We start from the raw sequence: 16,293 nt of genomic DNA on the forward strand, positions 1-16,293 counted from the left end.
GCCTCACGCGGATGCGCATCCGACATTTCGATTTACGCGCACTTTCCCCGCACAGCCTGCAGGAGGGGAGACGGGCAGCTTGTCGTTGAGTCGCCCGGCTAAATCAGCCCGGCCTGCTCGGCCTCGCGGCGCAGATTCTGCCGCGGCCTTGGCCCCAGCTGCTGGATGACCAGCCCGGCCGCCAGCGAGCCGAGATCGCCGCAATCCTTCAGGCCGCGGCCTTGCGTGTAGCCGTAGAGGAAGCCGGCGGCATAGAGGTCGCCGGCGCCGGTGGTGTCGACCAGCTCCCGGATCTTGGTCGCGTTGACGATGACCGTCTCGTCGCCGCGCACGATGACCGAGCCCATTTCCGAGCGGGTGACGGCGGCGATCTTGCAGTCCTTGCGGATCTGGGCCAGCGCCTCGTCGAAGGAGGTGGTCTGGTAGAGCGATTTGATCTCGTGGCTGTTGGCAAAGACAATGTCGACCGTGCCCGAGCGCATCAGGTCCAGAAATTCGTCGCGGTAGCGGTCGACGCAGAACGAATCCGACAGCGTCATCGACACTTCGCGGCCGGCGGCATGCGCGAGCTTCGCCGTCTGCCGGATCGCTTCCTTGGCGCGCGGCGGGTCCCACAGATAACCCTCGAAATAGGTGACCGCCGCACCCGACGCCTTGTCGGGCTCGACGTCCTCCGGCCCGAGTTCGATGCAGGCGCCGAGATAGGTGTTCATCGAGCGCTCGCCGTCGGGCGTGACGAAGATCATCGAGCGCGCCGTCGGCGGTTCGCCCTGAAGCGGCCTGGTGTCGAAGGCGACGCCCTGCGCGTGGATGTCGTGGGCGTAGATCTCGCCGAGCGGGTCGTTCGAGACCTTGCCGAAGAAGGCGGCGCGACCGCCGAAACTGGCGACGCCCGCCGCCGTGTTGCCGGCGCTGCCGCCGGAGGCTTCGATGGCCGGGCCCATGCGGCTGTAGAGCAGCTCGGCGCGCCTCGTGTCGATCAGGTTCATCGCGCCCTTGATGATGCCGTTCGTCTCCAGGAATGCCTCGTCGCACTGGGCGATGATGTCGACGATGGCATTACCGATGCAAAGCACGTCATAGTTCGGCATCAATGATGTCTCCGCCAACTACCCCACCGGCTTTCTGCTATGCCGGCCGGGCGCGGGTCAAGCGAGTTGAAAAGGGGTGCCGCATGCGCTTTCCAGCCGCGCTCACGCAGCTGCCGGTCCTGCTTCACGCAGCAAGTCGTCGGCTCTGTCCGTCTTCTCCCAGGTGAACTCAGGCTCTTCACGGCCGAAGTGTCCGTATGTCGCCGTCTTGCGGTATATCGGGCGTAAGAGATCAAGCATCTTGATGATGCCTTTCGGTCGGAGATCAAAAAGCTCAAGAACAAGGCGCTCGATCGTTTTTTCGTCAATCCTTGCGGTTCCGAAGGTGTTGACCATGACAGAAACCGGACTGGCCACGCCGATCGCGTAGGCAAGTTGAACCTCGCAGACCTCCGCAAGGCCGCTGGCAACGATATTCTTCGCGACATACCGGGCGGCATAGGCGGCCGAGCGGTCAACCTTGGACGGGTCCTTGCCCGAAAAGGCGCCGCCGCCGTGACGCCCCGTTCCACCGTAGGTGTCGACGATGATCTTGCGTCCAGTGAGACCGCAGTCGCCGGCAGGCCCACCGACCACGAACCGCCCTGTTGGGTTGACCAGAAATCTGATCCCCGTCGTATCCAGGTCGGGCGGCAAGAGCGGCTTGATGATCTCCTCGATGACGCCTTCGCGGACCGTGGCTTGTGAGACCGCCTCGTCATGCTGCGTCGACAGGACTATGGTATCCAGCGCCACCGGGCGGAGACCCTCGTAGCGTACGGACACTTGAGATTTCACATCCGGACGCAGCCAGCCAAGCTGTCCCGTTTTCCGGATCTCTGCCTGTCTTTTCGTCAAATGGTGAGCGAGTTGGATCGGCAAGGGCATCAATGTATCCGTCTCGTTGCATGCGTATCCAAACATGAGGCCCTGATCCCCCGCCCCCTGCTCGAGATCCTGCCCTCGTCCTTCGTCAACGCCCTGGCTAATGTCGGGCGACTGCTCGGTGAGGGCCAGAACGACGGCGCAACGTCGACCATCAAAGCCGATGGCATCGTCGTCGTAGCCAATATCGAGTATCGTATCGCGGGCAACTTGGCTGTAGTCGATCTCCGCGTGGCTGGTGATCTCGCCAGCCAGAACGACCATCCCTGTCTTCACCAACGTTTCACAGGCGACACGCGCCTTCAGATCGGTGCGGAGGACCGCATCGAGGATGGCATCGGAGATGTTATCTGCCATCTTATCGGGGTGTCCCGCGCCGACGGATTCGGAAGAGAACACGAACTGCCTGGTCATGGAATGCCCTCGCTTCAAGTGTTGGAGTTAGGTGGGGAGTTTCTGGATTGAGGTGGCTTACCGGTCGCTGATGCCGGGGACGTCGAACGCAGTGCAGAAGTTGGCAACGTCTCTTCGTACGCTCGCATGAACCTCCTGGTCGTCGGGCTGGCGGCAGACCGAGTCGATGAAAGCGGCGATCTGCACCATTTCCCCCTCACGCATGCCCATGGACGTCACTGCCGGCGACCCCAAGCGGATTCCGCTTGTGACCGTCGGGTCGCGCGGGTCACCCGGCACCATATTAAAGTTCGTAACGATCCCTGCCCTTGCCAGGCGCTCGGCATAGGCTTTGCCTGATAGCGGCCGGTCCCGGAGATCAAGGATCAGCATGTGATTGTCAGTCCCGCCGGTGACCAGGTCATAACCACGATCCACAAGCGCCTCGGCCAGAGCCTTGGCATTCCTGACCATCTGATGACCGTAGGTACGGAAAGACGGGGTGGCGGCCTCCTGCAAAGCAACAGCTAGCGCGGCGATGATATTCATGTGCGGCCCACCTTGCAGTTGAGGAAACACCGCGCGATCAATCCGTCTGGCGAGATTGTATTTACTCGTGGGATGATAGAGCGCCTGATAGCGATCTTCATTCTTCGACAAAATAAAGCCTCCACGGGGGCCGCGGATCGACTTGTGAGACGTGCTGGTGACGACGTCGCAATGAGCGACGGGATTCGGATGCGCTCCAGCGACAATCAGGCCGCTGATGTGCGCAATGTCGGCAACGAGATAGGAGTTGGCCTCCGCAGCGATTTCAGCCATTGCCGCGTAGTCAAAGACACGCGGATAGGCAGTTGCGCCGATCCAAATCAGTTTCGGCCGTTCCAGCCTGGCTGTCTCGCGCAAGCGGTCATAGTCAATTTGCTGCGTCTGTTCGTGGAGCCCATAGGGGACGTGTTGGTAATCGCTGCCGGAGAAGTTGCCGGCCCAACCATGGGTCGGATGGCCGCCCTCGGGGAGAGGCAAGCCCATCACTTTGTCTCCCGGACTCAACAGTGCTCGATAGATGGCCTGATTGGCCGGCGAGCCGGAATAGGGCTGGACGTTGGCGTGCTCACTGCCAAACAGCGATTTCAGGCGCTCGATCGCGAGGGTCTCAAGCTCATCGACGATCTCGTTTCCCGCGTAGTCGCGCGCACCCGGGTACCCCTGGGCGTACTTGTTCGTAAAGATCGAGCCGGTCGCTTCCAGCACGGCTGAGGAGGCAAAGTTCTCAGATGCGATGAGTTTGAGCGTCGTCCGCTCCTGCCGCCTCTGTCGTAGAACTAGTTCGTGAACGTGGTAATCGACGTGGACCAGGGAAGACCATCCGAATGTGCCGGGCTCTGCGATCGCTGCGTCAGCGGAGTTTTTCATGGTCGTTTCGCGCTCCCATCTGGGCAGATCTTTTTACGATCAAGCAGCAGTCTCCTTCGACCACGCGTCTTGTACCGCCTCGAGCCGCTCCAGGTCCCGCTTATGACACCCATCGTCGTGGGGCAGGAGATCGACCAAGAATTGAACAAATCCTCCGTCCTTGCCCCCTGCATTGAGATGATATGAGGACAAAGGACGTTGTCCGTTGCCGCAAAGAAAGTCGGCTCTGGCGAGCATCCGGACGTGTCGCGCAACGCGCTCCCGACGAAGATCGAGAATCTCCGCCAGTTCGCGGACAGTCAGGTCGGCATGCGCGCAAAGGCCCAGGATCCGTAGGCGATCAAGATGCGCTGCTGTCATTAGGCGATCGACTAGTATCATCATTGGTCAGCACGACGCCAAATAGAAGAACCGAACCCCTCGTCCTGCTCGCTTTGTCATGTCGGGCTCTTCGCAAATGCTGTTCGGCAGCGGAACATAAACACACCAGATTTCTGCCGCCGCTGAACTTGAAAGTTTTGGTGAGCGTACCATTGACAGCGATTTGTGGTCGCAAAGATTCCATGAATTTCCTTGAAGGATCTGTTGCAAGGCCTAAACAAGAACGCAACGAGATTGGCGAGGTGCCGGTAAGACGGCAAGCTGGCGAACTGCTTGGCCAAGGGAGAGGCGACCGGCGCCACTTCCCAGGCGACAGTGCTAACCTGCTGGTGCACCTGATCCGCCATTTACTTGATTTCGTGTCGCGGAGGGATCGCAAAGCCGTCGTGCCGACGCTCAGCGCTATCTGCCGTGGCGCGAACGCCAAGCCGGCACGGAGGGTCTGGAGGACTTCGAGGCCGGCGACCGGGCCGGCGATACCCGGCGATCACTAGAGCTGGCGGCGCGACTGGCAGCACGTCGTGCCTCTTCGCCTATCCCGAGTGTGCGCAGCATCATCTACACGGCGGATGCGGTCGAAATGTCCGCGGCGCGTCGGTCATTTCCAAATTGCGCTTAATCCTGGTCAGTCAGGTCGCACCAGATCGATATGACTGACACGGAGGGCTTGTGCCAGTTCATAAAGCGTGACGATGGTGGGGTTCCTTTTACCCTTCTCCAGCCCGCTGATGTACTGCTGGCTGAAGCCGGAGATCTCGGCAAGCTGCTCCTGCGTCAAGCCGGCCTTCTCCCTGATCCTGCGTGCATTTCGTCCGACCAGCTTGCGCATATCCATGCGCGGAGGTCAGCGGATCACGGGCCTTGAGTTTATCAACTATAATATGTAATCCACATTGTCATCGATTTGCCCAAAGCATCTGCCGCGGGGGGCAGTAAATCCAGGGATGCGATTTTGATGACGTTGGTCGCTCAAGCCAAGCACAGCACGAGCTATCGCTCACGCAAGCGACGCACATGTGCGAGAACCTCGCAAGGGTCGATTTCGAGCGCTTCCGCTACGTCGAGGAACTCAATGACGTCCATGCGACGTTCACCGCCCTCATACTTGGCCACGAAAGACTGCGGGCGGCGAAGCGCTTCGGCAACCTTGGCCTGGGTTAAGCCCTTGTTCTTGCGCGCCGCTATCAGCTGTTCCAGCAGCCGGCGTTGGCGGGGCGATCGAAGGGATTTCGGCATCAGACGGTGCTTAAGCCTATTCAGATCGCGGATCGAGCAGCGTTGCCGGCTCAACCTCGAGCACCGTAGCGAGCTTCTCGACCATGTCGATGGTAGCAGCATATACACTGCGCTCAAGAGCGCTGATGTAGGTTCGATCAACACCAGCTTCATGTGCCAACGCCTCCTGCGACAGCTTCTTTTTCTCGCGAAGCCTACGCAGATTGCGGGCAAAGACCTCTCGGATTCCCATAGGCGAGAGGCCACCCTCTTGTTGAGGATTTCACCACGGAGTATACTCTACAAACTTAAGGAGCAACTCGCACGAGCATCGACTTTGCCCGAACTACCTGCTGTTAGGGATCGCGACTTCCCGGATGCGATCTGACGATGGTTATCGCTCAAGGTCAGCGCTGTAGGCCACGCAAGCTGCGCCAGGGAGCGAAGCCGACTGGTCTAGACCCATGTCGAAGAAAGCGGGCTCAGTTCACTGGCGGCCGGTTGCGCGCCATCAAAATCGATTTCGGCAATCCGGGATGGGCCAGATCGCCTTTGTTACTGCGGCGGCCTAATCAGCTCACAAGGATCAACGTCAAGCGCTTTTGCCAGCCGCCCCAGCACACTGACGCTTGCGGAAACCCGAGCACGCTCGATCGAACCCACGTAGCGCATGCTCAGCTCTGCGCGGGCAGCCAATTCTTCCTGCGTCAGGTCCTGATCATGGCGCAAACGACGCATGTTGATCGCCATGACCTCCTTGAGGTCCATGGCGAGATAGGGACCAGAACCGGAACTATCGTTCTAGGAACGATCGTGCCTATTCGCTATGGTGAGCCAACCGAGGAGAAGCCGTGCCCGATCACAACAAACCCCAAACCGGCAAAAGGGTCGCGATGAAACGCAAAGTCCAAGACGAAGTCCCGTGGTCGGACAGCCTGACCGCTTACGACAATGAACACTTCACGATCTATATGAGGCTCCTGGACGCGTCCGCCGACGATGCCAGCGAAGATGAGATGGCGCAGCTCGTCCTCGGCATCGATCCGATGCGAGAACCTGAGCGCGCCCGAATGGCTGTTCGCAGCCATCTCGATCGGGCCAACTGGATGGTTACGACTGGATACAAAGAACTGTTCGCACGCTGACCGGCTCCAGATGAGCTATTCCAATCACTTTAGATGAGGAAATCCCGATAGCCACGATCCACGAGCATGTGACCGCGCCGGACAGCACGGCGAATGCGATCGCGAAGGTGATTGCGCGGATCCGTCCAGTCGGCCTGGACGCGTTGCCGGCCCAACAGGGCCCTTGCGATTTCACGGTGCGATGCACCGCCGAGCGAGCCGTCAAGCGCCTGGAGCACAAAGCGCAGACGGCTGGCGCGCGCTTCGGGCGGAAACAGCCTGTCGGGAAGTTGTCCGGTCGCGTGAAGAGCATTGAGGCATTCGAACGCATTCAACTGCTGTCTCATCCGATCGGGGGGCCAGATCGCGTCGACGCAAAGCCGAACGGGGCGCAAAACGTCCGCGCCCTCCACAACCAGTTGTAAATCCCGGTGAGCATTTCGCAGCATGACATGCTGGCGACCGTCCGCCGTGACCACGAGTGCCGCCCGACATGGCAATGCAGCGAGATCAAACGAAAGCTTTTCGGCCGACAATGCCTTTTTCGCAATGAGCGGCAGAACATGCGGGCATTGGCGGAAGCACCAGAACACAGCCGCATCGCGCCTTAACGAGCTTGCGAAAAAGGAGCCCCCACTGCGTCAGATCGAGCGACGATCTCACCACTTCCACCTCGAACCACCTTTCTGCAAATTCTGCCTGCTCAAGCGAGAGCCTGCAGTCACGCTGGAAGGCCGGATTGCGCCGTAGGAATTCCCAGGCCCAGCCGCGTCGCGTCAGGTGCCGCGTATAGCGATAGGATTTCTCATCCTGCCAGTCCGGCCAGTCGGCGCCGTTACCTATCATAACCATGTCAGGCGGCCGTGCAGAGCACCGGCGCCCACAGCACGGGACCGCCAAGACCGCCATTGTGGCAGACCGCAGCAAGGCTCTCCTCTGAGACATCCAAAAAACCGGCAACGGCGCGCGTGGTGCCGATTGTCTGGGGCGGCCCGATGCGGGCCAGCGGCCATCCGGCGCGACGCAGGATTCGCTCCATGCGCAAATCCGTAACCGTAACGATATGCGTGAGCCGCCGCGACAAACCGAACTCGATCATGCCGGCGAAGAGTTCATAGGTGGCAACAGCAATGCTCCCACTGCCCTTCGGTGCAGACGGTGGGAGATCAAGGGCGAAACGGCTGCTTTCCCAGACACTCGGTTCCTCGGGTGCCGTTCTCCCTTCCAACAGCCTCGAAAAGACATCTCGCAGCATCGTCGGCCCCGTCGAGGGCAGAAGGCGTACGCCGCCCCCGACGCGACCGACGGAATCGCGCAACACGAGATAGTGCGGTTTCAGGGAATCGAATGAGTCGATCTCGAAGCCGCCGGTCGTGCGCACGTTCCAGTCGAGCCGCTCCTTGAAGACGCGGTAGCGCAGGCGGTGCATTTCGTGAAGTTCGTCGGCAAAGGCGCCGTACCAGCCGGGCGCAATAAGCTCAATCATGATGGTCTCCTCGCAGGTATGACCCTGCCATTGGAGGCGAACCTTCATGCCGCGACTGCCTGTGCATTTGCACAGGTAGATCAAAGAGGGATTCTGTCCCTCAGAGAATTGATGATCGTGAGGAGGCCAGCAGTGTCACTGCCTGATTTTTGGTGCGCACGCCGAGCTTCTTCTTGGCATTGTCCAGATGGAAAGCGGCCGTGCGCTCCTTGATTCCCAAGATACAGCCGATCTCCCAGGCGGATTTGCCCTTCGCCGTCCATTCCAGGCATTCGTACTCACGGGGCGTCAGCGAAACACCATCCACCGCCAGACCACCCGAAAGCTTGCGGCGAACGCCAATGTGAAAGCACGTCGCCATAATCTCGAGCGCCTGTTCATATTGCTCGGCGATGCGCATAAAGCTCGGATCGAGCCGGTCTGCCGCGAAGGTCATCGCAGCGACACCGCCGCGGCGGTCGACAAGTGGAATCGTCAGTCCGCAACAGATGCCGAATTCGGCAGCCTCATCGAAAAGCTGTTGCTGTCGCTTTGAAATGCCGGCATGGCCGAAACCCGGTCCCCACTGAAAGGGACATTCGCTGCATCTTGCCCATTCTATGACCGGGTCGATCCTTTCATATTGGTGGCGCAAGTAGTGCGACGTCCAGCCGGAATGATAGTTCGATATCAGCCTGGGTTTTGTGACGCGATCAGACACCAGAGACAGATAGGCGAATGCGGGAATGTCGAACGCTCCGGCGGCGCTGGCCAGTGCGTTATGCAAGTCGACTTCATCAACGCTCAAAGACAACTGTTCCAGCAAAGTTTCGAAGACGAGCTGCATTTTCTCCTGCGGCTGTTTTCAATTAAACTTGGGACTTTCTGGCTTCTTGGCAGCTACGGCGAGAAGACTCGCCCCCGAGATATTTCGACACTGGAGAAGATTCACCGCGGTGACTACTCCCGGGACCTTCGATCATATGAAAGGAGGGCCATGCGACCTCGACGCCGGCTGCCCTAAGCCGCGGGTCCGAAGCTGCGATTGTGGGCGGTGGCCATGGTGTAAGAGAAATATCGAAGCTCGATGTGCCATCCGGATATGCAGATGACCGCCTTCTCGAACTGTCGATTGCGGACGCGCTACAATCACTCACATCCAGCGGGGCACCGATATCCGGCGGGTCAGAAAAGGCGCCCTGCCGGCAGCAGGGAGGTACACCGGCAGGGCGCGCCGCACAAACACCCTGGTCGTTGGGCAACAGGACAGCGGCGGCAGAACTGATTTGATTATCGCTTGCGATCGAAGTTATCCGAAGCATGCTTAGAATCTGACGGCTTCAAGTTTAGCAGTTTTGGTCGGCTCGGCGCGAAATGCGCTGTCAACCCGTCTTCACCAATGGGATACCAATGGGCGATCAATCCTAACGACAGGCAGACGTCAAAGCGTCTGGTCCGTGGGAAAGTTCCTCCCAGGGACCACCACACTGGTTACCCGGGACGGCGTCGAACCCGGGGCTCGCTTTCGTCGGCGCTCGCATGTTCATATCGCATCCTCGGCCTTCAGCGCGCGATAGGTCGTCTCGACCGATTTCGCGGTTGCGTCGACTATTATGTCGATCTCCTTCCGGGTGATGATCAAAGGCGGGGCAAAGCCGAGGATATCGCCGTGCGGCATGGCGCGGCCGATGACACCGTTCTCGAACAGAGCAGCGGCGGCGCGAACGCCGACCTGAAGATCGGATTCAAACGGTATCCTCTGCTTTGGATCTCGCATCAGCTCTACGGCGGAGAGAATTCCGACGCCACGAACCTCGCCGACGATGGGGTGTCCCGCCAGTTCGGCATTCATGCGGGCATGCCAATACGGTCCGACATCGCGGACATGCTCCAGGATATTTTTTTCCTTTAGGAGTCGAATATTGGCGAGCGCGGCCGCAGCGCAAAGCGTGTGACCCGAATATGTCCAGCCATGGCCGAGCGCGCCGTGCTTCTCTGTTCCTTGTTCCAAGACCGACCAGACGCGGTCGCCGATGATTGACCCGGAGATGGGCAGGTAGGCGGAACTCAAACCCTTGGCGATGGTCACGAAGTCCGGCCGCATGCCATAGAGGTGGGAACCGAATTTCTCACCGGTTCGTCCAAACCCGCAGACCACTTCGTCGGCGATCAGCAGGATATCGTACTTGTCGAGCACGCCTTGGATAGCGGCCCAGTATCCTTTTGGGGGTGGAACGATACCGCCTGTCCCAAGCACCGGCTCTCCAATAAAAGCTGCGACGGTCTCCGGGCCTTCAGCCAGGATAAGGGCTTCAAGTTCATCCGCGCAGCGTTTCGAGAACGCTTGCTCACTTTCGCCGTCATGCGCCTGGCGATAGTGGTGCGGCGTCGTGGTATGGCGCACCAAATCCAGCGGCAGGTCGAAGAAATTATGGAAGAAGGCAAGGCCTGTCAGGCTCCCGGTGACCAGCCCAGACCCGTGATAACCGCGATGTCGCGAGATGATCTTCTTCTTTTCAGGGCGGCCTAGAATGTTGTTGTAGTACCAGACCAGCTTGATGTTGGTTTCGTTGGCGTCGGAGCCGGAAAGGCCGAAAAAGACCCTTCGCATGTTCTGACCAAAATGCTCGACCACGGCCTCTGCCAAGAGGGCGACTGGCTCTGTTCCTTGACTTGCATAGACATGGGCGAACGGCAATTCGTGTGCTTGCCTGGCAATGGCCGCGGCAATTTCTGTGCAGCCATATCCCATATTGACGCAGTAGAGCCCACCGAAACCGTCGAGGCTCTTTCGGCCTTCGGTATCCCAGATGTACACGCCTTCCGCACCGGCCATGATCCGATTTGGGGTCTCGCCTCGGCTGTGCTTGGCCAGATGCGTAGACGGATGAAAGACGAAGCTTCGATCCTTCTCTCTGAGTTGCTCGGGTCCCAGATTACTCAACCGCATAGTCCCTCTCCTCGCGATGGATTGGCAGAGGCACCAGGCCGGCCAGCTCATTAGCAAGCAGTATACCGGAAACGCCTCAAGTGTTTCGCGGGAATGCACGTTTTCGGCCAATCAATTCGCGGAATCGGCGCCACAGTCCGTGAAAACTAATGCGCTACCCTCGCCTTGGTGCGCATAAGGAATCGTTGAATTGGATTCTCACTGATTTTGCTACGACGTGGCTTGTCGAGATTCCCGCAAGCACGAAGAACTTACAACGCACATGCGCCCAGCACAGTGCATAGTCAGCGGGGAGGAGCGGATCGCGGCCGCTATAGGCAACGGCTTTGCAGGATGCCGATGAAGGATTTGAGATACCGCTCGGGATCCTGTCGGTAGCTAATCAAGTTGTCCGGTTTGGTAGCACATCAATTGTCCGCTTCTGTTTTTGCGCCGGCGCGGTTCACGCGGCTTGCCCTGTGCGGCAGGTTTCGTTGATTGCGGCGCCGTCAGGCGTGTATCGAGCAACGCGGTGCGGCCTGTGGAACCGCGAGCGTGCCATCGGGGTCTGCCTGATCTTGACCGTGGCTTTGACGAAGTGATGCCGGATCGGGCTCTGCGGCAGCTGCAGTAGCAGCCGTGGGAAGGCGACTGTGTTGTCGCGGGCGACGACGCGCTCCTCCTCGATGCACAGAATCTGGGCCAGTTATTGCAGGTCAGCGGCGACAAAGGTGCTGTCCTCAACCGCGGCCGATGTCAGCAATGCCGGCCAGCGCCAGGTCTTTAGGCAGCCGATCCTGCAAGGTTGATCCGCTCTGCGCCGCCCCTGGCTTCAGGCGAATAGGCCGGGATAGGTTCGATGCCCAAGTGCCGCAGCGCCCGTCCGAATTAGGTCAGCCAGCTTTTGTCGACCGCCTCGCCGGCCTTGAGCGCACGAGATAGTGGCTGCCGCGATCGGCGAATAGAGCGCGCTCGTCGCGTTGTCGATTGTCACGATCAGATCCAGCATCGGCTGGCCTTCCGGCCAGTATGCCGGCTGCCGTCCTGACGCAGCATCATGCCCTCGCACGGTTTGCTTCCCGCTTGCGCCGGTGAGCACCGCGCCGTTTGGCCCGTTCCACCGGGCCTGCCGCGTGAAGCTCGTCTTAATGAAGGTATAGCTCCAGCTGAATTCGTGATCGCGCAGCAGGTGCTCGTGGGAACCTCACATTCCATCCAAGGTAGCGATGACGGTAAGCTCCAGCATCTCTTCAAGCGTTTCCGCAGGCACCCGACGGGTCGACACTTGCCCAAACGCCAGTCGAGCGACCCAGCTTCCGCAGCCTCTTCGTAACGGTCACGGTAGCGGCGAAATTGCCGCGCCGACATGCCCAGCGACTCGCCTGCCTGCATCATCGAAAGATCGCCGCCATTCCAGCGGATCAATACGTCCCGAAACTTCAGCAGAAACGGCCAAGGCTTTAATCGCCACCGGATGGCAGTTCAGCGGCAGGTCAGCCCCATTGGCGCGAAGGCGAGCGGGGTCCACCGCGCATATCGGGTAAATCATGAGACATCTCGTCTGCGAAACCGACCAAATCGACGTAGACCGAAATCCCCGCAGCGGTTTCCGATCAAAGTCGCCCCCACCTCTTTCGGCGTCCGAGGTCGACGCACAGCGGTCTCGACCAGGCGCACTCATTTCAACTTTGTCAGGTTCCGCACCCTGCCTTGTTTAGCCAATTATTGCTTGCCTCAAGGTAGACAACTGAAAAGCGACCGCAAATTCTTTTCCGCTCGATCGGCCGGATTGGCATGAGTTTTGAAACCCTTTGGGTGAGAGGCAGCGAGAGCTGCCGACCGGCAATTCATTGTCGCGAGCAGCCGCGAAGGATGGAGAAGGAAGAAAGCTACCTGTCGGTCTGCCCCAGATCCCGTTGTACGGCAAGGGCATCGCCAAACCCGCGCATCCTCGCAAATAAACCTCGGCGCCGTTTTGGATCTGAGCAAATGAAGCTCCGGAAACTCGGCAAAAGATCGTAAGTATACATCTACGAAATAAAGCATATCTCCACCAAAATGCAGTATTAGAAGGGAAAGAACTGACCATGTCCACTCAACGCGTAAACAAAAGCTTATCTATTTTGACGGACGATGTCGCCTGCGCAAGGCAACTCAATGCCCGCAACGTTAGAACGCTCAACACGGGTGGTGCTAGGGGGCAGGGCGTATTCGCCGCTCGCGATTTCCTGCCCGGGGAGACCGTTATCGTTGGGCTAATTGACCGCATGGAAAGGGTTCGGACAACGAACTCGTTTCAAATGGACTGGAATGTCCATGCTCTCTTTCAGAAGCCGGCTGTGCTTGTGAATCATTCTTGTGATCCCAATTTAGCGATTGTGGCTAATCGCTTCGGCGCCTACGACTTTGTATCCGTTGAGGATATCTCTTCTGGCGTCGAGCTAACCTGGAACTACGCAACCTCGGAGTTAGAATGTATCGGGGTATCAGTATGTCTTTGTTCATCGGAAAATTGCCGGGGTTCCGCGGGAGGTTTCTCAAAGTTGCCTCGCGATCATCCGATGCTCGTGTCGGGATTCTACGCACCCTATCTCAAAAAAACTCCGGTCCGCTTCTAAAGGTAGGGTTGCTTTCGAAGTTAGTCGGTTCATAGCACTTGCCATCGCGGTTCGGCTACGGGCGGCTGTTCATCCCGTTCAGACGAAGGCGAGGCATTTGGGGTCAACCGTATCTGCCGTCTCTATCGAGTCGACCGCGAAGCGCGATACCTCCCGCGCCGCAACCGCCCCAACCTTGCCGAGACAGACTGCGGCGACCATCCGATCGAAGCCCTCTCGCGCGACACCGCCAGCAGCAGAGCGGCCGAGATCGTCATCGACCGTCTCAATGCAAGACCAGCCAAGTGCCACCAGGCGATCGCGCATCGCATACTGCAGGGCGCGGCTCTCACGATTGTGCAGAACCTGATGGGCCGAGGACTGCCGCACATAAAGGATAGCCTTGCGCTCCAGATGGTGGGGGCGAATCTTCTCATGCATCATGGCGCGCCTCCTCCAGTGGAACGGTGCGCTCGCAGTCGACGTGGTCGAGGATCAGGCGCACCATCAGCTTTGTCAGCGTCAGGCGCGTCTCTTCCGGCAGCGCCTGCCATGGTGGCATCTGCGCGGTCTGCGCGTCGTGCGGGTTGGAGAACAGATCGAACTGATATGTCGTAGGCTGGCGCGGCATGGACCTCTCCCCGATTCGCGTCGTGAGGACCCGATGCTGCGCCCGAATCCTCCAATGCGATGGGGTGTGGGAATTGGCCGTCGCGTCCTGCAGCAGTGTCACCAAGACGCCAAGCGTTCTGGGATCGACATGTGGCAGCGGCAATGCACACCACGCGGTGCAGATCACGCGATCAAACATCCAGGCCGGAACCTCCAGTCACCGAGAGATTGCAGCGGAAAACCTCCCGGTCTGCCTTCTCGATCACCTCATGAACGTGAACACAACGCCCGGCCCAAGGATGCCATGGATAAAGAAACTTGCGTTCCTCGGTCCCGTGGGCGTTCTTTCGACGTGTTGTACAACATCGCGAGGCCTCATTACTCACTCGGCTACAGACCCCGGCAGATACGCCAAGGACATCACCGTAACTGTGCTGATTGAAGGCTCTGCGCCTCCGCCGGTTGCAAAACCCGTAACAGAACGGCCAAGACAATCGTCACCAAATGATTGTTCAGTCTGGTATCTTGCCACTCGTCCATACCGCAGGCCGGCTCGGCGACCCTTTCGTCGGGTTTCCGACGTTCTTACCACGCAAAAGTTTGTCAAGGGGCTTGCGCGGTTTCGTCATGACGAGGAGGTGGGAGCCGGCCAAATGAAAAAGCCCGGTTACTCGGGTTGGGTCCGCGAGCGTTTCCGTGCGAGGTAGTCAGTGCGGGAGGTCAGCCAACGACGCGATTCGGCAGGTTGAACGAGAATTCTGAATGTCGAACCTAACGTAGATCGATGTAGCTGAATCCGCCCGCGGGCAGCTTCGAATGCCCGCCTGTTTGCGGACTGGCCCGACATTTCGGGTCATTGTAGCTCTCCGCAATGAAGCGCGGCAGGCAGTGTCACATGAACAAGTGCCTGTCCGCTCTCAACACGCTTTGGCCAAGTGAGCGTAACTTGCTGCGAATCGTCCGAGTTTGTGCTCGCCGCACGTCACCGGCTTGTAGCGAAGCGGGTTGCTGTTCGTGATACACGAGGCCAATGGCTCTATGATTGCGTTGAAATCAGCATCGATAAAGAAGGGAACTGAGTATCTCTCGCGCCCCGAGGAGTTCACCACGCGGTGCAAGTTCGCCAAGTAGACATCGTTGGTGAGTCGCTGAATTAGGTCGCCAATGTTGATTATGAATGTGCCGTGGATCGGCGTGCCCTCTACCCAATCGCCATCTCGGTTCATTACCTGAAGACCACCCACGTCGTCCTGCGCGAGGATAGTCAGATTGCCGTAATCCGTGTGGGCGCCAATCCCGATAATGTCTTCAGTGACGTAACCAGTCTGCGGCGGGTAGTGAACTAGGCGCTGAATACTGATCGGATCCCGCATGAGGTTCTCGAAATGTTTTTCCGGCAGGTCCAGACTGAGGGCGATGCCTTCCAAGAGTTTTGTGGCGAGGCCCACCATCTTTTGATGGTAACCATATGTCAGTTGCCGAAACTCGGGCAGGCCTGAGGGCCACTGATTGGGGCCAAAAAACGGACCCTCCAGCGTCGAAACTTCAGGTCCGAAATCAAAGCACTCCTTGAGGTCTCTCGTCCTGCCCGGATCGGTATTCTCCCCGAATGGCTCAATGTAACCGTGAAAAGCCACATCGGAATTGCGAATATGCAGCAACATCTTATGCGACATGGGTAGATCAAAGAACCTTCGGCTGACATCGAACACAGAATCTATTAAATCCTGCGGAATCCCATGGTTCTTTACATACATGAAACCAACGTTGGACAGGGCCCATCGCATCTCCTTTGCCACTGTCTTTTTGTCCTCACCATCAATAAGCGGAGATATATCGATTATGGGTATGTTGCCAAAGCTTTCGCGTTTTACACGCAGCTTGTCGTCCAGTATGGCTCCGAGATCTGTGCGCATGACTACACCTTCGTTTGAGCAAGAATTAGGTAGTCTCTTATTTGAGAGTAGCATCCAAAATCATCGGAAGGCCTGGATAACTATTGCGATGCGTTCTGTCGTGATGCCGGTCTCAAAAATGTAGAAGAACCAGAACTAGCTGGCAGGGCATTCGTAGGCGCTCGCGCTCCTCGTGTCGCCTGCATTGGCCGCCAATTTCATCAGCGCGTTTGCGGGATCGTGGTCATAGCCGCTCCTCTGTTGGTGCGTTGGCCTTGTTGGTTACCCGGAAAACCCAATAGTGCGCGTCC

General features: G+C 58.6%; 19 protein-coding genes and 1 pseudogene. 4 read left to right on the plus strand and 16 right to left on the minus strand.

Features of this window, described 5'->3' with window-relative positions; translation table 11 throughout:
• Positions 1 to 98: 98 nt before the first annotated feature.
• From AC0L14_RS27660 to AC0L14_RS27670, 3 genes are all read right to left on the minus strand, one after another.
• On the minus strand, positions 99 to 1,091 hold the full coding sequence (locus AC0L14_RS27660; RefSeq protein WP_473751403.1) for an adenosine kinase: 993 nt from the start codon (positions 1,089 to 1,091) through the stop codon (positions 99 to 101).
• 102 nt (positions 1,092 to 1,193) lie between these two features.
• On the minus strand, positions 1,194 to 2,369 hold the full coding sequence (gene metK, locus AC0L14_RS27665) for a methionine adenosyltransferase (RefSeq protein WP_473751404.1): 1,176 nt from the start codon (positions 2,367 to 2,369) through the stop codon (positions 1,194 to 1,196).
• A gap of 57 nt (positions 2,370 to 2,426) precedes the next feature.
• Positions 2,427 to 3,764 (minus strand): serine hydroxymethyltransferase, encoded by a 1,338-nt coding sequence (locus AC0L14_RS27670; protein WP_473751405.1) that lies wholly within the window; start codon positions 3,762 to 3,764, stop codon positions 2,427 to 2,429.
• Positions 3,765 to 3,962: 198 nt separating this feature from the next.
• Here AC0L14_RS27670 and AC0L14_RS27675 point away from each other — a divergent pair, with 198 nt between their 5' ends.
• Positions 3,963 to 4,100: a hypothetical protein gene (locus tag AC0L14_RS27675; protein ID WP_202356170.1), complete on the plus strand. Its 138-nt coding sequence runs from the start codon at positions 3,963 to 3,965 to the stop codon at positions 4,098 to 4,100.
• Positions 4,101 to 4,471: 371 nt separating this feature from the next.
• Positions 4,472 to 4,725, plus strand: a pseudogene (locus AC0L14_RS27680) (transposase); the annotation flags it as partial.
• A 45-nt stretch (positions 4,726 to 4,770) separates the two neighbouring features.
• Here the strand turns inward: AC0L14_RS27680 and AC0L14_RS27685 are convergent.
• The 4 genes from AC0L14_RS27685 to AC0L14_RS27700 all read right to left on the minus strand — a co-directional run bounded on the left by AC0L14_RS27685 (position 4,771) and on the right by AC0L14_RS27700 (position 6,128).
• Positions 4,771 to 4,980 (minus strand): helix-turn-helix transcriptional regulator, encoded by a 210-nt coding sequence (locus AC0L14_RS27685; protein WP_019863475.1) that lies wholly within the window; start codon positions 4,978 to 4,980, stop codon positions 4,771 to 4,773.
• Positions 4,981 to 5,135: 155 nt separating this feature from the next.
• Entirely contained in the window at positions 5,136 to 5,483 is a 348-nt protein-coding gene (locus tag AC0L14_RS27690; RefSeq protein WP_473751423.1) for a helix-turn-helix domain-containing protein, read from the minus strand.
• Entirely contained in the window at positions 5,398 to 5,613 is a 216-nt protein-coding gene (locus AC0L14_RS27695; protein WP_006328748.1) for a helix-turn-helix domain-containing protein, read from the minus strand. Before AC0L14_RS27695 ends, AC0L14_RS27690 begins: the two co-directional genes overlap by 86 nt.
• A 302-nt stretch (positions 5,614 to 5,915) precedes the next feature.
• Positions 5,916 to 6,128, minus strand: a complete 213-nt coding sequence (locus tag AC0L14_RS27700) for a helix-turn-helix domain-containing protein (protein WP_473751406.1) — start codon at positions 6,126 to 6,128, stop codon at positions 5,916 to 5,918.
• A gap of 125 nt (positions 6,129 to 6,253) precedes the next feature.
• Here AC0L14_RS27700 and AC0L14_RS27705 point away from each other — a divergent pair, with 125 nt between their 5' ends.
• Positions 6,254 to 6,505 carry a DNA -binding domain-containing protein gene (locus AC0L14_RS27705; protein WP_027033327.1) on the plus strand — a complete coding sequence of 84 codons (252 nt, stop codon included), beginning with the start codon at positions 6,254 to 6,256 and terminating at the stop codon, positions 6,503 to 6,505.
• A gap of 29 nt (positions 6,506 to 6,534) precedes the next feature.
• Here AC0L14_RS27705 and AC0L14_RS27710 read toward each other — a convergent pair whose 3' ends face one another.
• From AC0L14_RS27710 to AC0L14_RS27735, 6 genes are all read right to left on the minus strand, one after another.
• Positions 6,535 to 7,020, minus strand: a complete 486-nt coding sequence (locus AC0L14_RS27710; RefSeq protein WP_473751407.1) for a DNA -binding domain-containing protein — start codon at positions 7,018 to 7,020, stop codon at positions 6,535 to 6,537.
• Positions 6,995 to 7,429: a transcriptional regulator domain-containing protein gene (locus tag AC0L14_RS27715; RefSeq protein ID WP_473751408.1), complete on the minus strand. Its 435-nt coding sequence runs from the start codon at positions 7,427 to 7,429 to the stop codon at positions 6,995 to 6,997. The genes AC0L14_RS27710 and AC0L14_RS27715 overlap by 26 nt, the downstream gene beginning before the upstream one ends.
• Positions 7,338 to 7,970, minus strand: a complete 633-nt coding sequence (locus AC0L14_RS27720) for an acyl-homoserine-lactone synthase (RefSeq protein WP_473751409.1) — start codon at positions 7,968 to 7,970, stop codon at positions 7,338 to 7,340. The genes AC0L14_RS27715 and AC0L14_RS27720 overlap by 92 nt, the downstream gene beginning before the upstream one ends.
• Before the next feature lie 100 nt (positions 7,971 to 8,070).
• Positions 8,071 to 8,796 (minus strand): LuxR family transcriptional regulator, encoded by a 726-nt coding sequence (locus tag AC0L14_RS27725; RefSeq protein WP_473751410.1) that lies wholly within the window; start codon positions 8,794 to 8,796, stop codon positions 8,071 to 8,073.
• A gap of 696 nt (positions 8,797 to 9,492) precedes the next feature.
• Complete coding sequence (locus AC0L14_RS27730; RefSeq protein ID WP_473751411.1) at positions 9,493 to 10,899, minus strand: aminotransferase; 1,407 nt, start codon at positions 10,897 to 10,899, stop codon at positions 9,493 to 9,495.
• 1,315 nt (positions 10,900 to 12,214) lie between these two features.
• Entirely contained in the window at positions 12,215 to 12,427 is a 213-nt protein-coding gene (locus AC0L14_RS27735; RefSeq protein ID WP_473751412.1) for a hypothetical protein, read from the minus strand.
• Positions 12,428 to 12,965: 538 nt separating this feature from the next.
• Between AC0L14_RS27735 and AC0L14_RS27740 the strand changes: the two genes are divergently transcribed.
• On the plus strand, positions 12,966 to 13,496 hold the full coding sequence (locus tag AC0L14_RS27740) for an SET domain-containing protein-lysine N-methyltransferase (RefSeq protein WP_473751413.1): 531 nt from the start codon (positions 12,966 to 12,968) through the stop codon (positions 13,494 to 13,496).
• A gap of 78 nt (positions 13,497 to 13,574) precedes the next feature.
• Here the strand turns inward: AC0L14_RS27740 and AC0L14_RS27745 are convergent, their stop codons facing one another.
• From AC0L14_RS27745 to AC0L14_RS27755, 3 genes are all read right to left on the minus strand, one after another.
• Positions 13,575 to 13,919: a recombinase family protein gene (locus AC0L14_RS27745; protein WP_473751414.1), complete on the minus strand. Its 345-nt coding sequence runs from the start codon at positions 13,917 to 13,919 to the stop codon at positions 13,575 to 13,577.
• Positions 13,909 to 14,106: a hypothetical protein gene (locus AC0L14_RS27750; protein ID WP_473751415.1), complete on the minus strand. Its 198-nt coding sequence runs from the start codon at positions 14,104 to 14,106 to the stop codon at positions 13,909 to 13,911. The genes AC0L14_RS27745 and AC0L14_RS27750 overlap by 11 nt, the downstream gene beginning before the upstream one ends.
• An 898-nt stretch (positions 14,107 to 15,004) precedes the next feature.
• On the minus strand, positions 15,005 to 16,003 hold the full coding sequence (locus tag AC0L14_RS27755; protein WP_473751416.1) for an isopenicillin N synthase family dioxygenase: 999 nt from the start codon (positions 16,001 to 16,003) through the stop codon (positions 15,005 to 15,007).
• Positions 16,004 to 16,293 lie beyond the last annotated feature (290 nt).

This window comes from Mesorhizobium sp. WSM4841 (assembly GCF_055811515.1).

Excerpts from the sequence above, each read along its gene's own strand:
- AC0L14_RS27735 (WP_473751412.1), bottom strand. The coding sequence starts at position 12,427 with ATGATTTACCCGATATGCGCGGTGGACCCCGCTCGCCTTCGCGCCAAT.
- AC0L14_RS27690 (WP_473751423.1), bottom strand. The coding sequence starts at position 5,483 with ATGCTGCTACCATCGACATGGTCGAGAAGCTCGCTACGGTGCTCGAGG.
- metK (WP_473751404.1), bottom strand. The coding sequence starts at position 2,369 with ATGACCAGGCAGTTCGTGTTCTCTTCCGAATCCGTCGGCGCGGGACAC.
- AC0L14_RS27715 (WP_473751408.1), bottom strand. The coding sequence starts at position 7,429 with ATGTCTCAGAGGAGAGCCTTGCTGCGGTCTGCCACAATGGCGGTCTTG.
- AC0L14_RS27695 (WP_006328748.1), bottom strand. The coding sequence starts at position 5,613 with ATGGGAATCCGAGAGGTCTTTGCCCGCAATCTGCGTAGGCTTCGCGAG.
- AC0L14_RS27700 (WP_473751406.1), bottom strand. The coding sequence starts at position 6,128 with ATGGACCTCAAGGAGGTCATGGCGATCAACATGCGTCGTTTGCGCCAT.
- AC0L14_RS27750 (WP_473751415.1), bottom strand. The coding sequence starts at position 14,106 with ATGCCGCGCCAGCCTACGACATATCAGTTCGATCTGTTCTCCAACCCG.
- AC0L14_RS27720 (WP_473751409.1), bottom strand. The coding sequence starts at position 7,970 with ATGATTGAGCTTATTGCGCCCGGCTGGTACGGCGCCTTTGCCGACGAA.
- AC0L14_RS27670 (WP_473751405.1), bottom strand. The coding sequence starts at position 3,764 with ATGAAAAACTCCGCTGACGCAGCGATCGCAGAGCCCGGCACATTCGGA.
- AC0L14_RS27660 (WP_473751403.1), bottom strand. The coding sequence starts at position 1,091 with ATGCCGAACTATGACGTGCTTTGCATCGGTAATGCCATCGTCGACATC.
- AC0L14_RS27730 (WP_473751411.1), bottom strand. The coding sequence starts at position 10,899 with ATGCGGTTGAGTAATCTGGGACCCGAGCAACTCAGAGAGAAGGATCGA.
- AC0L14_RS27725 (WP_473751410.1), bottom strand. The coding sequence starts at position 8,796 with ATGCAGCTCGTCTTCGAAACTTTGCTGGAACAGTTGTCTTTGAGCGTT.
- AC0L14_RS27745 (WP_473751414.1), bottom strand. The coding sequence starts at position 13,919 with ATGATGCATGAGAAGATTCGCCCCCACCATCTGGAGCGCAAGGCTATC.
- AC0L14_RS27685 (WP_019863475.1), bottom strand. The coding sequence starts at position 4,980 with ATGGATATGCGCAAGCTGGTCGGACGAAATGCACGCAGGATCAGGGAG.
- AC0L14_RS27740 (WP_473751413.1), top strand. The coding sequence starts at position 12,966 with ATGTCCACTCAACGCGTAAACAAAAGCTTATCTATTTTGACGGACGAT.
- AC0L14_RS27755 (WP_473751416.1), bottom strand. The coding sequence starts at position 16,003 with ATGCGCACAGATCTCGGAGCCATACTGGACGACAAGCTGCGTGTAAAA.
- AC0L14_RS27705 (WP_027033327.1), top strand. The coding sequence starts at position 6,254 with ATGAAACGCAAAGTCCAAGACGAAGTCCCGTGGTCGGACAGCCTGACC.